The following is a 16428-nucleotide window of genomic DNA, read 5'->3' on the forward strand; positions in this document are numbered from 1 at the left end:
TGGTTTATCAACGGAGTTTGCGCTCCGTTGATGCTTCCACAATTGACTCTTTTTCCTTAGAATTCGCCCATTCCCTTTATTTAACTAGATTTGGATTATGAACAAGAGCTTACTCACTAATATCATTGCGCTAGCGCTCCTTGCAGCGGGCTATCAACTGGATAACACTATTGCGCTGTATGCGGGCTTATTTGCCTTCTCTGGCGCAATCACCAACTGGCTTGCGATTCACATGCTGTTTGAAAAAGTGCCCGGACTATATGGCTCGGGTGTGATACCTGCTCGCTTTGAAGAGTTCAAAACCGCAATCAAGAGCCTGATGATGGAGCAATTTTTCACTCAGTCCAATATTGACCGCTTCCTCAGTAAAGAGATGACGGGCAGTAAAACGTTGGATCTTGAGCCTGTGATTGCCAAAGTTGACTTCAACCCAACCTTTGATTCTTTGGTCGAAGTGATTGCAAACTCTCCATTTGGCGGCATGCTGGCGATGTTTGGTGGAACCGACGCGCTACAACCACTCAAGCAACCGTTTGTCGAAAAAATGCAGCAATCTATGATTGATATCAGCCAAAGCGATAACGTTAAACAAACGCTCAAAGAGCAGTTAGAAGCTCCTGAGATGATTGAAGAGATCACCGCTAACATCGAAAACATCATCGATCAACGTCTCAATGAACTCACGCCTAAATTGGTGAAAGAGATGGTACAGAAGATGATTAAACAGCACCTTGGCTGGTTGGTTGTTTGGGGTGGAGTATTCGGTGGTTTGATTGGTGTGGCTTCCTCCTTCTTTGCCTGATTGCCGTTACTTATGTGATTGTAAAATGTGATTAAAAAAAAGCCAGCACGTTTAAATGTGCTGGCTTTTTTATGATGACTCGTGACCACTTAACAGAGATGAAGACGCGTTAATAACGGTTTTAATTTAGGGTGATCTAAGGGGTACACTTTGGGTATCACAAGGTAAATCATGCTGACAAACAGCAAGGAGCCGTATAAATCAACCGGACGATGCATCCCTAACCATAAGCGGCTAAAGGCGACCCCACAGGCCCAAAGCAGTAGACCCGCCGCAAAAATATAGCGCTTTTGTTCAATAAACAGGCCACCAAAGAAAGCCAGACAAATAGCAGCGAAGATCGTATGGCCAGAAGGAAATGAATAGTCCTTTTCACCCTGCCAATGACGTAAACGCCAGTCACTGACTTGGGTTGCGATGTCGGTCATCACACTTTCTTTTTGTAATTCACTCAATTTATAAAAATGCGCAGGGTTTGGGATAAGTAACTCATACGTCATTAATTCGGTGTATGGACGAGGGCTCTCTGTCAGATGTTTTAAACCCGTTTTGGCAGCCATACCAATCACCAATAACAAGCCAATTTGAATAATGCGGTTAAGCAGTTCAATGCGGGAAGTCGCTGTCCGTGTTGCCAAAAAAGCCAACAAAGCAAAGGTAAAGCCAAAACCTTGCCAACCAGCCGAATCGGTTAAATAGGTAAAAAATGCACCGACGCCCTCGCTCACTGGTGTGGTCAAATCAATCGAAGACCCAACCAATGAGATGGGAACTAACAGCAACGAGAACGAGGCTAAGAGTACTAAGCCCGATTTTTTCATTTGGATTTGCTTTTTCACGCTCAATAGACACCGCTGGATTATTGAAGATCAGCATAATAACGGACGACACGCAAAGAACGTATCAAGCAATTGTCAATTTGAGGGAAAATAATCGCCCCGGTCTCACCCTTTTTACTTATTTTCCTGACACAAAGAATTCATACATAACGTGTAGGAAAAGTAAACCAGACCATGTCCTGCCTAACCGAAACAACGTCTTCTTTCGTGCAAGATAGGAGGCGCCAAGAACGTGAATGGATGATGGTAACAGCGTTGACCGACAGCAGGAATGTTAAAAAGGGAGCCGCAGCTCCCTTCAGCGGAAAATGATCAGGGCTTATGCGCCAATCACCCCGCCGTCTTCACGAGTGATCATCATAATGGTCGAACGCGGCTTGGTGGTTCCACCGTATGGGAAATGCGATGGCGCTTCATCTTCCCCAGGGTGTTGAACGCCAACAAACATGGTTTTTTGATCCGGTGAAAAAGTTAACCCTGTTATTTCACAAGCAATCGGCCCAGTTAGGAAACGTTTCACTTCACCAGTAATTGGATCCCCGCACAACATTTGGTTGTTGCCTTGCCCGGCAAAATCCCCTTTGTTGGAATAGTTGCCATCGGTTTGAATCCACAAGCGACCCGCTTTGTCAAAGCCGATACCATCTGGGCTGTTGAACATGTTGTCTGCTGAGATATTGTCGCTGCCCGCATAGAGATCGCCTTTATGTACCGTTGGGTTGCCCGCAATCAAGTACAGATCCCATGCAAACACAGTGCTAGTGTGATCCTCATTGGCTGGCATCCAGCGCAGAATCTGGCCATAGTTATTCTTAGCGCGAGGGTTAGGGCCACCCACAGGCTGCCCCTCTTTACCTCGGTTTTTATTGTTGGTCAGTGTACAGAACACGTGCTTATTATCAGGGTGAATCGCAACCCATTCAGGACGATCCATTGTCGTAGCACCCACTTGAGTCGCTGCGCGGCGAGCAAAAATCATCACTTCTGCTTGGTCCTTAAAGCCATTTTCTGGCGTTAAACCATTTTTACCAAAGGTCAGTTCAAGCCATTTTCCCGAGCCTTTCAGTTCTTTATCATTCATATCAAACTTAGCGACAAAGAGGGTTCCTTCTTCTAATAAATTGCGATTCGCCGCATCGTTACCAGCTTGGTAGCGATTTTTTGAAACGAATTTGTATAGATGTTCACCGCGTTCATCATCCCCCAGATAGACCACAGCATGGCCATCTTTGTTGAGAGTAAGCGCCGCATTTTCATGTTTGAAACGGCCTAACGCCGTGCGTTTAAGTGGCGTCGATGTTGGATCGTTCGGATCAATTTCCACCACCCAACCAAAGCGGTTTGGCTCATTGGGGTTTTTCGCAACGTCAAAACGCTCATCATGTTGGTGCCACTGATAATCACTGGGTTTGGCTTCAATACCATAACGCTTATGATCAGCCGTTAACTTCACGCCATCTTGGTTACTACCAAAGAAATCATCAAAGTTCTCCTCACACGTTAAGTATGTCCCCCACGGCGTTTGACCATTCGCACAATTGTTAAAAGTTCCCAGTGGATTTAAGCCCTTAGGATCAGTGGCGGTTTTCATTAGCGTATGGCCTGCAGCTGGCCCTGTGAGCAACATTGGTGTGTTTGCCGTGATACGACGGTTACGCTTCCCTGCGCGGTCAACCGTCCACTGGCCATTTTTGTTCATCACTTCAACGACAGTAACGCCGACCGCAGCTTGCGCTTTACGCACATCATCTGCTGTCATCGATTTACCTTTGTGATCAAACAAGTATTCGTAGTTGGTGTATTCATTATTAATCGCAAGTACACCGCGATCATCCGAAATGGGGAAGAAGCTCATGCCATCAGTGTTATCACCAAATTGAAGCTCTTGTGCTCGTGAATCTTGTTTACCACTTTGGTCAAACTCAGGAGCATCAACAGAAATGGGGTCACCCCATGAAATCAACGGAGTCGCTTTATACCCTTTAGGAACAACGATGGCATCTGCCGTTGAGACAGGAATGGCTTCAAAATTGAGCAGTGAAGAGCTCGACTTTGCCGCCACAGCCTTAGCAACTGGATTTAAAGATAAAAACGCGCCTGCACTGACTGCCGCACTACCCGCCATAAAACGACGACGAGAGAGCCTCGCTTCGATCATTTCACTAAATTGAGACTCTTGCTCTTCACGCTTCCACATGTTTGCTCCTTGACTTTACTTGTCTTGTTATTGGATTTTGCAAGCAGCTTAGCGGTCTATCGTGACAAATAAGTTAAATTTACATTGCTTAACGGTGACAGTGCCACTACGCAGCGTGGATCACATTTGGCGATAAAGCACATAGCTCATCTAAAATTTCTTTGGTCTGCTTAGAATAAATCAATTTATCCTTCGCCCCCACCAGTTGGATAAGCTTTACCTTGCCCGAAAGCGCACATTGCCTTAACGTTCTTAATACCATCTGGTTATCTAACGCGTTGTTCTCATCAACCCCCACTCCCGGAACTAAAGAGGCTAAATCAATCGTCACGATCAGTTGATCACAATGCTCTATGTAGTGACCTAATTGGCTTTTTAGTTGATTACGATGACGAAAACCACACTCATTCAGCGTTAACCAATCACAGCCTAAATCTTCTGCATACTCCCACACTTGGTTGGATTGATGCATTTCATCAATTCCAATACAAAATAGGCGCGTATTGTTATAGCGAGAGAGTGCAAAATGAAATGCAGAGCCAACTTGTAGGTCCAGCGTTTGTTTCAGCTCAAAATGATGTCCGATACTCACAATACCAACTTCGTCATTCTCAAAAGCCATCACTGGTAATGCATTGAGCAGCATTTCGTGACAATTCGCTAGTACGACGGGCACTGAGCTCAGTGCTAATTGATGGCTCAAGGTGTCTTGAAAACGGGTGGCATTTTTATCTTTGACGACTATATGTCCCGCATCAGAGTAACAAGGCGTGGATTGACGCTGATAGAGCCAATCTGATGCAAATTCAAGGCTCTGCTGAGCAAATTCAAACTCTACTTGAGACATTGGCTTTATCTGTTCACAGAGTGTCATGAACGTGAATGGATAAGCGGGTTGGCTCTGTGTACGACTCATACGGTAGCGTTTGAATAAACTTAGCATTATGAATTACCTTTCTGGTGGCAACGCTCTTGCTGCCTGTAATACATGTAAAATGATCCGCTGCTTGTTGGTTTCAACACGATGGGCTGGAGCCATCACTGAAATTGCGCCGATCAACTTACTCCCTTTCATTACGGGGGCACTAATTCCGGAAACGCCAGGATCAATTTCTGACGTGCTCACGGCGTACCCATTACGACGTATTTTTTCCAACTCTGTCTGCCATTTTTCCATTTGGTGGTCTTCACCAAAATAACGAAGAATTTTTTCACAGCGCGGAGCGGGTAAATACGCCAACATCACTTTAGATGAGGCACCTCGAAGCAGGGGTTGACTTTGACCCTGGACGAAGCTGCATCGAAGTGCCTGCATACTTTCTTTTTGGCTAACGCACAAGGCTCGGTATCCCACCGGAACCATGTATGCCGCCATTTCGCCTGTCTGTTTCTGTAATCGACTTAACACCGCATCGACTGCATCTAAATTGTGTTGACTCGTTTCATAACTGCGCATTAAAAGTAGAGCCGCCGAACCGATGATCAACGTTTTGTCGTGTGGGCTCTCTTCGATCAAGTTCCACTCTTTCAAAATCTTCAGATGTCGGTACAAACTACTCAGCGGAACTTGCAATTGTTCGCTCAAGGTTTTCGCTGATACTGGCTCTTCATTTACCGCCACTTGCATCAATAATTGCAGTGACTTTTCATTAACTTGGCTGGCCGATAATTTCGTTTCGTTCATGTTTTCTTTTTAGCCTCATTTATTCCACGCCTCAACTATGATTCTTATATATCGAGAATTTAAGATTAATAACAGACTTGCTTTCTCATTAAGTGAGAAAACATAACAATCTGATCAAAAAAAGGCTCCGCAGAGCCTTTTGAACAAAAAAGAAACAACCGTTACGCTAATTTAAATGTCGCTACTTTTGCACTCAGCTCTTCCGCTTGCTGCTTGAGTTCATTGGATTGGCTCAAGCTATCTTCTGCACCAATGACCAGTTGCTCCGTCACATCCTTGATAGAAGTAACATTTTGTGTAATTTCACTAGTCACATGCGTTTGCTCTTCGGCTGCCGTCGCAATTTGCGTCGCCATATCACTGATCAAGGCAACCGCTGCTTTAATTTCTTCAAGCGCACCGGATGCTTTATCGGCATCTTCCACTGAGTTCTCAGCGAGCGTTGAGCTGCTTTGCATCAACGATACCGCACGTTTGGTCGTTTCTTGCAGGGTATCAATGGTTGATTTTATCTCTTCGGTAGAAGTATGGGTGCGCTGAGAAAGCACACGGACTTCGTCTGCTACCACGGCGAAACCTCGGCCTTGCTCACCGGCTCGCGCAGCTTCAATAGCCGCATTCAGCGCAAGTAAGTTGGTTTGCTCTGCAATGCCTTGAATGGTTGCCAGTACGGTCGAAATCTCTTGCGCGTGTTGGTTTAGTGCGGCAATCACGCCACTGGCCTCACTCACTGATTCTGCCAAGTTATTGATCGAGCCTTTGGTATGAATCACCAAGGCATGTCCATTGTTGGTGCTGGTTGCCGAGTCTTGCGCCGCTTTTGCCGTTTGCTCTGCGTGAGAGGCTATCTCTTGCGTTGCCGACGCCATTTCAGTGACCGCAGTAGCGACCATCACAATTTCTTGCTGCTGGTGACTAAGCTCTGATGCCGATTGATTAGCGCGATGCGCGCCATGTTCTGATTGCGCTTCCAATTGATGAGACTGGTGACGAATATGGCCAATAAGTTGTTGTAAGCTTTCCACAAAGGTATTGAAGTTTCTGGCCAATTCACCTACTTCATCGCTGTTCTCTACTTCAATACGTTGGGTTAAGTCACCACTACCGTTTGCAATTTGTGCCAACGCTTGAGAAACATTATTCAAAGGACGGAACAAAATATTACACAATAAGTTGAACAGCAGAGTACAGAGTATGACGACAACGGCAGTAACAATGAGCTGGCTGAAGGTAGCTTCAGATAAAGGTGCGATGAGCGAATCGTGATTGATGACCACAACAGTACTGAGATTCGTTCCGTTGATGCTTCGGGCGTAGAGAACATACTCCTCACCTCGAATATCCACCAATAAATCGCTGCTTTTCGCAATCGCTTGGCGGATATCAGCGAAATTTAAACCCAGATCAGAAACACTTTTATTGAGCAGCTTAGTATCACTATGGGTAAAAATATTGCCTTTATCGTTAGCAATAAACATATATCCCTCACCCGGCAAAATAACTTGCTTCATGCTGTTGAGGATGTCAGTAATTTCTACGTCGGCGCCTAAAACGACTTGTTGGCCATTTAAATTCAGTGCCTTACCTAATGAAACCACATTAGCGCCCGTTGCCGCAGCAACGGTTGGGTTATCCATAAACACTTTTGATGGGTTTGCTTTAGCGTTTGTATACCAGCCCCATTTGCGCGGATCATCGTTCCCCGGCGGCAAGATGACACCATTAGCGTTGTTTTGCGAACCGTCGGGGTAAGCAAGAAATACGTTGTCAAACGCTGCAGAATCTCGAACTTGTTTTAAATGTGTCACGATGGCTTGTTTCTCGGCATCTTGCGACAGCGAGGTTAAAGCACGCTCTTTCGAAAGTAACCAGTCCGTCACATACTGATTATAAGAAGCGGTGGTACTTTGCAGTCGCTGCTCAACATCAATATCTAATCGCTCCAGTGCAGCTCGATACGACAATGCTTCAACGAGTAATCCCCCAAGAATAATGGCAGCGCTGGCTGAAATCGCCAGTTTGTTTTTTAACGACATTTTTTTAAACATAGGTAGACCTATTTGTAATAGTAATTTAACTCAAACCGATAGAATTCTCGATCAATTGGACATTATAATTTCAAGCCTCAAAATAAAACTTGAAGCGGTCCACGTCTTTGTCATTGCTCACAAAGGACTACAAAATAGCATAGTGCATTTAACACATTTATATCATGTGAGTCAGAGAGTTGATTACTCATCACTTTGGAACTAACTTCTAATTTTGAGTGAATTTTTTGGTCTAACCTTTTCTAGCCTCACCATAGTAACCGCAGGAAATAGGCGAAAAAAAAGAGAACAAACGCTCTCTTTTTGACCACAATTAACCAGAAACTTATCGGGTCAACAGTGACTTCAATGAAAGTTCATCAGTACTATAGAGCTTGTGGCTAATCCAGTAACTGGCGATACCAATCATGATATACACAAATAAATTACCCCAACCAGCACCTTCAAAAGCCGTGAACATGTTTGAAGAAGTCATTAACTGCAACGGCAAGTTGAAAATCGCGTGGTAAAACTCCCCTACAATGTCAGAATTCAGCATAACAATCGAGATCCATTTAAGTGCGAAACCGCCCACGAACATCACAAGGATCGGCGAATTAAATATCTGTGAAATAACTAAAGTAAAGCAGGCTAATGGAAGCATTGTCACAGCAATCACCCACATGATACTGAGATAATTCAACCAGTGTTGAACGGCATATCCTAGAGAACGTTGTTCAAATAGTAGGGCTAAACGGTTTTCTGTCGCTAAGTTAAGCCCCCACAGCAGAACGTCCGCACAAATGACTAACACGGAACAGACCACAGGAATTACAAATAAGCCAAACCCCAGTTTCACTATGTGGGTCATATTGTTCGTCACTGGCATGCTGCGCCAGAACATCGAGCTTCCCTCTTTACGCTCCTTGCGGAATGTTCTGGGGAAATAGAGTGAACTGAGCATTAGCGAAATAAAACCAACAAGCATGATGATAAAGGTGTTGAAATCATCCACAAATTCAATATGGACATCACTGATGTCACCACCAAATTCCATCTCAAAAAACAGGTTGTGTTGCAGTGTATTGTTCATTAACAAACTGATGAACAATAGGGTTCCGCATACCAATAGAAACAAAGGAATACGCGTAACATTTTTGTTTTCAATCAGCTCTTTTTCAAGCATATAAATACTGGGGTGCATTATGCGTTCTCCTTCTGCAAGGCAAGAAATAGTTCAGCAAGTTTTACACTGTAAATAGAACCAAGCCCTTCAACGGCTTGACGGTGTTCTGAAGTCAACAACCACTTTGTTGTTCCCAAGCTTGGCTGAGATGCCAAAGGATGATAGGTTTGGATAACGTCTTGATGTGCGTTACTGGCCTCTAGAACAAAATACCCTTGTGTAATCGCCTCCATTGAGTCTTGCAGCACGACCTTACCTTGTTTCAAGATCAGCACATCCGTTAGCAAATGTTCAATTTCCGATACTTCATGACTAGCAATAATCAAGGCACGCTCACCATCATGGAACCATTCGAGTAAGTGACGATAGAAGGTATCACGGTAGATTAGGTCCAAACCAAGAGTTGGCTCATCCAAAATCAGCACTTTGGTATCGGTGGCAATCACAATGGCTAAATGCAGTTGTACTTTCATCCCTTTTGATAAGGTACGAATTTTACTTGATAAACGAATGTTGGTTTGTGCAAGGACTTGCGTGGCCTTGTCTAACGAGAAACTGGGATGCACGCCTGACGTATAACGCAAAATTTGTTTAACCGTCATCCAATCTGGCAACACATTGACGTCTGAAATGTAGGAAAGATGCGACATCACTTGCGCATGTTCCGTAATCGGATTTAAGCCCTGGATCAAAATGTCACCTTGATAATGGTGAGCACCGAGCAACGACTTAATTAAGGTCGACTTGCCCGCACCATTATGTCCGAGCAAACCGAGCACCTGTCCTGCGTAGAGCTTAAAGCTCACATTCTGCAGAGCTTCCGACTCGGCATGCTTTGCGTACTGTTTAGATACACCGTTGACTTCGACTAATGGATTCATTGGTCACCTTCAATATGCTGTTGTAGTTGGTTGATAAAATCCTCAAGCGGCATCGCCAATAGCTTGAGTGTTTGTGCAATTTCTGGGATCTGTTGCTCTAAAAAGTGCTGCTTTTGTTTCGCCTGTAATTGCGCTAGCGCTCCTTTCGCGACATACATACCTTGACCTCGTCTTTTTTCAACAATGCCTTCGTCAACAAGCAGTTGATAGCCTTTCATGACAGTTAAGTGATTGATTTTCATATCTGCCGAAACGGTTCTTACCGAAGGCAACGCACTATCTTCTAGCCAAATACCTTGTAGGATCTGCTCGGTAATTTTGTCGGCTAGCTGACGGAATATGGGTTGGTTATCTTGCCAATCTGTCACAATTTTATACCGATATAGTGTTATATACATATATAACACTAAAGCAAAAATATTGAATTGCAAGTGATGAATGAAAAAACATAGAAAAACGCACAAAAAAGCCTCGTGTTAGAACGAGGCTTGAAGTCATTGTTTGCAATAAAAAGTTTATTAAAACCCGTTAGCTTATTGAGGTAACTGGTTTATTAAAGCAATCAGCTTGTTGGGCAACTCGCAGGGCCAATCTCTTTCCATACTCCCCACACACCAGTAGTCGATGGGTTTTCGCCAGTTGTCCACCACTTGGCTTCCCATACTTTACCAGCCCAAGAAACTTGTTGACCGCCAGTATAAACCGCTGATTTATCCCACAAGTTACTGCAAGTGTCACCACCACCAGAATCTTTCTTCGCCACGATAACCGATGCACTTGCAGAGGCCGCCGCTTTACCATCACTGACAGTTACAGTGAAGCTTAGCGTGGTGTCTTGGGTATACTCAGGAGCAACAAACGAAACACTCGCACCTTGAATGGTTGCATTTAGGCCTGCAGGTACATCCCATGCGAAAGATAAGGTGTCTTGATCGACGTCACTTGAAGCGGAAGCGTCCACCACCACAACCTCACCAGCACTGGCATTGCTTGGCGCAGTAATCACCGCCACTGGTGGCGTGTTCACAGGCTCAGTTGCTTTAGGTTTGACCGTTACAGTCACAACATCAGAAGCCGTTGCGCCTTTGTTATCTGTGACCGTCAACTTGAACGTCAGCGTTTGTACTTGTACCACTTCGGCCGCGTCAAAACTGGCTCGTGCAGAATTAGCGTTTACTAAGCTCACTGCTGTGCCCGCCGTTTGCTGCCACACGTAACTGACAATAGTGCCATCACTGTCTTTTGATGCACCGCCATCAAGAACAACACTCACCGGACCAACCACCGATTGATCAACACCTGCATTTGCAGTAGGCACGCGGTTCGCAGGGGGTGTAGTACCTCCTCCTGCTAAGCTTTCATGCATCGCATTTAGGATGTCACCATTATCAGCGTCAATCTCCCAAGAGAACAACCCGGCCAAACCAAGGTTTCGAGCATAGGCGCCTTTGGCTTTGATTGAACGGTTATCATCAAAGGTAACCAGTTGGCCCGTTGTACGATTCCAAACCCAAGCTGCTTCAGCTTGTGCATCGTATCCATATTCAAAGCCATTAATACCGGTATTATTAGCCCCTAACATGAATGATTTGATGCCTTTATAGTCAATCACACCCGCTTCCCACACGCCTTGCGCGGAAGTGCCTTTCAATTTTCCGTTACCTACCCCTGTCATCGGGTCGGTTGGATCACTTAATGAAGCTGGCATCACCCCTTCCCAGCCACGGCCATACATAGCCGTACCTAAGACTAACTTATTAGCAGGGACACCCTGTGCTAGCAGTAACTGGATACCGTTATCCGCCGTATAGGCAGGGCCTTTATAAGGTTCGCCATTTTCATCCACACCTTTTCCGTCACACTGACCAGGGCGCATGAATGAACCACAATAAAGCGCGGTTTGGTGGCCTAATACGTTATTCCAACCGCCATAAAAATCATAAGTCATGGCAAAGATGTAATCCATATATTGAATGGCTTCGCCGTAATTAACATCTTCAATCTTGTCATGACCAACACCAATCGCTGATGTGAGCTCATAAGTGCGGCCGTTTTCAGCTTGCAATTCATCAAGCATGGCACGCAGTTCACGCATTAACGCAATGTACGCAGGACCATCATTGACTGGGTCACCGCGATCCGCCGCTTGGCCACCGCCTCCAGGATATTCCCAGTCGATATCCACGCCGTCGTAGAATTTCCACGTGGTTAGGAATTTCTTCACTGAGGCTACAAAAGTATCGCGGTTGGCTTTGGTGGTAAAATCAAAAAATGGGTCAGAGAGTGTCCAGCCACCGATAGAAGGGATAATTTTCAGATCCGGATTACGCTGTTTGAGCGCCATCAACATGGCGTAGTTACCCTTAATCGGGGAGCTATATTGGTGACCCGCTTGCGGGAAACTCTTTTGATACGCCGCCCAAGGATCATGAATCACCACTTCGTAGTCATCCACCCCATTACATGCGGTCATCAACGCGTTGTAGCTGTTTCCACCGACGGATTTCAATGATTCGTTAGGGCCACAAATTGGAATGAAGCCGTATAGAATATGCGTCAGATTATCGGCTGGGATGTTATCCACGGTATATTTCCGGTCATAGATGCCCCACTCAACAAAGTAGGTTCCAACCACCGTATCTTTATCGGTCGTGTAAGTCTTGTTATTGGGATCAATATTCATCACCAAAGGTTTGAGATGTGAGCCATCGGTATCGGCAATTGTTATCTCAACGGGTGCACTTTTGCTGCAACCTGTCGCATCGCAAGCTTCGATTTCCATTTGGTAAACCCCACCTTGTGCATAACTGAAGTTTGCGGTGGTTTGGTTGCTTGTGATTGGGCCTGTCGCGACCTGCGCGCCATCAAAGTAGATTTTATAAGTGTTGCCTGTTGTACCACTCCATTGGTTGAACTTAACGGCAATCGGCGCTTGATCATAATATTTGACCATTTGGTTATAACCAGCCGTGCTTTCCATGGCTAATTCAACTTTAGAAAACTGTAGATTATTCGACCCATAGACATCGACGCTAGGGGTTGCTGGTGCTGCCATTGCCGTGACCGAAAGAGCCATTGCAATACTTGCGGCGCACAAAGTAATACGATTCATACCTATACCGAATCAACTTGAAGATGCAGGCTTGAGAACCTGAAAATGATCATTAATTCGAGATGTCAAAGAGCCTGCGATCTCTGGAAGAGTCACAGAAAAAAATTGGTCTATTGCCGCCTTGAAGTCCCGTTTTCTTTTGAAGTAAACGTTGTTCCTCGACTTCTCATTCATTACTTTCCATAGCCGCTCTATTGGGTTGAGGTTTGGACTGTAAGGTGGAAGATAATGCAGTTTAATATTCAGGACAAACGCCGCATCTTTGACTAAGTCACTGCGGTGATATCCCGCACCATCTAATATGATATGAAGCTTATGGGCTAACGAATAACTCTCTCTTAACTTACAGAAAAAACGAACAATCGATTCACTGTTAATGCTCTCATAGTCGTGAACAATGGTTGCACCAATATCCGACAGGTTCAGTGCGCCAATAATGTTCAATCGGCTACGATTACCCGTTGTTTCAATCACTTTATCCTGACCAGTACGTATCCAGCCATGCGATATCTTTGTTGATAGTGTTGGGTGAACTGCATCGATAAAGACTATCGATTCATCCTCGCCACAGCTTGCCTTTAGCGCTTCATACGCCTCTATGAATGCTTGCTGTTTTGCTTCATCAAACTTGTGTGGTATGCCTTTCGGTTGCTTGTAGCTAAAACCATTATGGTGAAGCCATTTGTTCATACCAGAAACAGTATAATCAAGCCCAAACGTCTCTTTAACATAGGCGACAATTTGATGAGTATGAGAATAGGTTTTCTCAGTCAAATGCTCGATTAGGTGCATGGTTTGAATAGCAGAAAGCTTGCTTTGGCTTCCTCCATTCTCAGGCTTAAGTTTTTCAGAAAGTACGTAGTCACTGAGGTGACGTGCAACGGTCGATTCATGAATACGAAGAGCTTGTGAAATCATAGTCTGACTCCAGCCTTCAGAAGCCAGCAAAACAGCCTTAATACGGTCGCAAACTCGACTATCACGCTCAATGTCGTGCATCTGTTCGAGTTGCAGTTTCTGTTGAGGAGTCAGTGTGATTTTCATGGTTTGTAGCATGATCCTGATTCTATTGAAAATCAAGCATCTTCAATGATCACGGGTATATATCTCTCATTTCTGAATGTTTCACTTACATTTAAGCAAGCTGCTCTTCTGATAAGGCATTGAAGAACATCCATTTCAGTATTTACAAGACTTATTTTTTTTAGCAAAAAAATAAAAACGCTTTTCGAGTCATCGTTAAAATTTTGTTATGGGGATTCACCGTGTTACATCTTAAAAGCAATTTTGAGTCAGGAATTCAGAATTTTGACAAAGCAAAGCAGGTAAGTTTAATTTTTTACGCTAATTAAGGCCTTTGAAGAAGACTAAATGGAATAATTTAAAATTAAGAGAATGACATTATCACGTGACTAACGATCTGATAATATTGACGAATGCATGACGCATGCCTCGCACTAAAGATGTTACATTTCAATGAAAATTAGTCACTTATGCCGTTGAGAACTTGCTTTTACAACCAACTATCGGCAACCTCTACTCTATTGCTTGCAAGGATAAAATAATGAACCTAATTAAACCGGCTTTATGTACATTAACCATGATCTTTAGTGCCTCTGTATTGGCTAATATCACTCTTGAAATTCCAGACACCATTAACTTATTAGCGGTGAATGGTCAGAAGCCCGAAACTTCTGGCAGCCTATTTTCCTCAGCGAAAAGCCTTGAGCTGGCCGATGGTGAACAACAAATCGTCTTCAAATACGCGCCTTATTTTACGCAAGGGAATGACCGCGTGATTATCGAAAGCGATGCAGTTATTGCCACATTCACCGCAAAGGATGCAAAACTGAATTTTGCCATGCCTGAATACCGTGATGCACATCGAGCAGAGAAAGAGATTAAAACAATGCAATGGTCACTGATTGACCAAGCAGGCCAAACACTAGAGATAAAGCAAGATCGCCTTCTTAAAGAAGGGTATCAAGTAGGCCGTGACTATATCCGTGAAGCAAATGACTATAATCGCGCAGGGGGTATTGCGGCTATTGGAATGACGGATGTTGCTATGCTGCAAAATGAACTAGCTCAGTCAGGAAATGTACAAAACGCCGCCGAAGAAATGCTGCATTTTTGGTACAACAAGGCTGATGAGAAAACGAAAGCACGCTTTAAAGAATTCGTTAACCAACAGTAATAACATCTCAATATGAGCTCTCTGAATTGAGAGCTCATTAGTATTGAAGTAGTTTGTGCTTAGCTTACCAGAACAGCATCGCAATCATGGTCAACAAGCCAATACAAGCAATATTTAGCATCATACCCACTCGCATCATCTCACTTTGCTTAATGTGTCCAGAGGCAAACACAATCGCATTGGGTGGCGTTGCAACGGGCAACATAAATGCACAAGAAGCCGCAATAGCAATCAATACAGACAGAATCACGGGTGAGATACCAAAGGCTTCAGCAACACTGGCAAACACCGGAATAAGCAGCGCTGCACTGGCTGTATTACTCGCGAATTCCGTTAGGAACACCACGAACACAGCAATCACGAATACAATAAAAAACAGACCTAAATGAGAGATCAGGGCACTTAGTTCATTGGCTAGGAAAACGCTGGTTCCCGTTTGCTTAAGTACGTTGCTCAAGCAAATACCGCCACCAAACAGCAGTAATACCCCCCAATCTGCCGTTTTTTCTACATCTTTCCAGTGCACCACTCGGGCAAAATTGACCAAAACAATCGCACCCAGCGCAACCAGAGTATCAAAGCTCGCAAAACCACCCAGCATGGCATTGACTGGTTTGCTAAATATCCAACAAAAAACCGTTAATGCGAAAATACCAAGCGTGACGACTTTACCTTTATCCCAAGTAACAGGTTCATAATTAAGCTCGAACTCTCCATTAAGATCCGGTTTTAATGCGAAATATAAAATAGTAATCGCAATGGGCAGCATAATCGCCGCCGTTGGAGCACCAAATTTCATCCAATCTGTAAATGAAAGACCAACCTCAGCCGCGGCAATCGCGTTAGGAGGGCTTCCTACGATGGTGGCAATACCACCAATGCTGGCGCTGTAAGCAATACCTAAAAGCACAAAAACATAGGTAGAATGACCACGGTCTTTATCCACTTTGCTGAGCACTCCAAGCACAAGCGGTAGCATCATCGCAGCGGTGGCAGTGTTACTGATCCACATTGAAAGCGCGGCAGTCACACCAAACAACATGAATACCGCAACGCTCATTTTCCCGCGCGCCATGATAAGAACTTTATCGGCAATAACTTTATCCAGACCCTGCCGATGCATAGCAGCAGCCAATGCGAATCCACCTAAAAATAGGAAGATAATCGAGTTAGCAAAGTTATTGAGCGCCGTTTGGGTGTTAAAAACACCAAAAACGATGGCCATGATAGGCACAAGAATGGCTGTGACTGTGACGTGTAAAGCTTCCGTTAACCACAGCACAGCAATGAATGCCAGCATACTAATGCCCAAAGCGACATTAGAATCAACAGGTAAGGCATTGTACAAGATAAAAAACAGGACAATATCGGCTAGGATGATAAGGCTGTTACGGTTAAAAAACCATTCTCGGGTGTTGGAGGGTAAAGGGACACTATCATTTCTATTCATTATTATTTTCCTTATGAGGGCCTACTGGCAACAATATGATCACACATATTCAA

Annotated in this window: 13 protein-coding genes; 2 read left to right on the forward strand and 11 right to left on the reverse strand. The window is 44.4% G+C overall.

From position 1 onward, the window contains the following. Positions 1-97: 97 nt before the first annotated feature. A complete protein-coding gene (locus tag N5E84_RS15910) occupies positions 98-802 on the forward strand; it encodes a hypothetical protein (RefSeq protein ID WP_019282364.1) in 705 nt (234 codons plus the stop codon). A gap of 89 nt (positions 803-891) precedes the next feature. Here N5E84_RS15910 and N5E84_RS15915 read toward each other — a convergent pair whose 3' ends face one another. The 10 genes from N5E84_RS15915 to N5E84_RS15960 form a co-directional block, all read right to left on the reverse strand. Then, a complete protein-coding gene (locus N5E84_RS15915; protein ID WP_019282365.1) occupies positions 892-1647 on the reverse strand; it encodes a phosphatase PAP2 family protein in 756 nt (251 codons plus the stop codon). Positions 1648-1960: 313 nt separating this feature from the next. After that, positions 1961-3838: a PhoX family protein gene (locus N5E84_RS15920; protein ID WP_019282366.1), complete on the reverse strand. Its 1878-nt coding sequence runs from the start codon at positions 3836-3838 to the stop codon at positions 1961-1963. 106 nt (positions 3839-3944) lie between these two features. Continuing rightward, positions 3945-4781: an arginase family protein gene (locus tag N5E84_RS15925; RefSeq protein WP_019282367.1), complete on the reverse strand. Its 837-nt coding sequence runs from the start codon at positions 4779-4781 to the stop codon at positions 3945-3947. Positions 4782-4787: 6 nt separating this feature from the next. Beyond that, positions 4788-5522, reverse strand: a complete 735-nt coding sequence (locus N5E84_RS15930; RefSeq protein ID WP_010316838.1) for an IclR family transcriptional regulator — start codon at positions 5520-5522, stop codon at positions 4788-4790. Positions 5523-5683: 161 nt separating this feature from the next. After that, the gene (locus tag N5E84_RS15935; protein ID WP_019283166.1) at positions 5684-7570 is read right to left on the reverse strand and encodes a methyl-accepting chemotaxis protein; all 1887 of its coding nucleotides are present in this window, start codon (positions 7568-7570) and stop codon (positions 5684-5686) included. A 325-nt stretch (positions 7571-7895) separates the two neighbouring features. Continuing rightward, the gene (locus tag N5E84_RS15940; RefSeq protein WP_017045015.1) at positions 7896-8753 is read right to left on the reverse strand and encodes a hypothetical protein; all 858 of its coding nucleotides are present in this window, start codon (positions 8751-8753) and stop codon (positions 7896-7898) included. Further along, positions 8753-9616, reverse strand: a complete 864-nt coding sequence (locus N5E84_RS15945) for an ABC transporter ATP-binding protein (RefSeq protein ID WP_019283165.1) — start codon at positions 9614-9616, stop codon at positions 8753-8755. The genes N5E84_RS15940 and N5E84_RS15945 overlap by 1 nt, the downstream gene beginning before the upstream one ends. After that, a complete protein-coding gene (locus N5E84_RS15950) occupies positions 9613-9984 on the reverse strand; it encodes a GntR family transcriptional regulator (protein ID WP_026028428.1) in 372 nt (123 codons plus the stop codon). The genes N5E84_RS15945 and N5E84_RS15950 overlap by 4 nt, the downstream gene beginning before the upstream one ends. 194 nt (positions 9985-10178) lie before the next feature. Next, a complete protein-coding gene (locus N5E84_RS15955; RefSeq protein ID WP_019283163.1) occupies positions 10179-12728 on the reverse strand; it encodes a glycosyl hydrolase family 18 protein in 2550 nt (849 codons plus the stop codon). 12 nt (positions 12729-12740) lie between these two features. Beyond that, the gene (locus tag N5E84_RS15960) at positions 12741-13772 is read right to left on the reverse strand and encodes an IS630-like element ISVa15 family transposase (RefSeq protein ID WP_026027704.1); all 1032 of its coding nucleotides are present in this window, start codon (positions 13770-13772) and stop codon (positions 12741-12743) included. A 529-nt stretch (positions 13773-14301) separates the two neighbouring features. Between N5E84_RS15960 and N5E84_RS15965 the strand changes: the two genes are divergently transcribed. Then, the gene (locus N5E84_RS15965) at positions 14302-14925 is read left to right on the forward strand and encodes a DUF2057 family protein (RefSeq protein ID WP_026027524.1); all 624 of its coding nucleotides are present in this window, start codon (positions 14302-14304) and stop codon (positions 14923-14925) included. Between the two features lie 64 nt (positions 14926-14989). Here the strand turns inward: N5E84_RS15965 and N5E84_RS15970 are convergent, their stop codons facing one another. Further along, on the reverse strand, positions 14990-16375 hold the full coding sequence (locus N5E84_RS15970) for an SLC13 family permease (protein ID WP_017048120.1): 1386 nt from the start codon (positions 16373-16375) through the stop codon (positions 14990-14992). Between the last annotated feature and the right edge of the window lie 53 nt (positions 16376-16428).

The sequence above is a fragment of the Vibrio sp. J502 genome (assembly GCF_025397955.1).
GTDB classification, from domain to species: domain Bacteria; phylum Pseudomonadota; class Gammaproteobacteria; order Enterobacterales; family Vibrionaceae; genus Vibrio; species Vibrio anguillarum.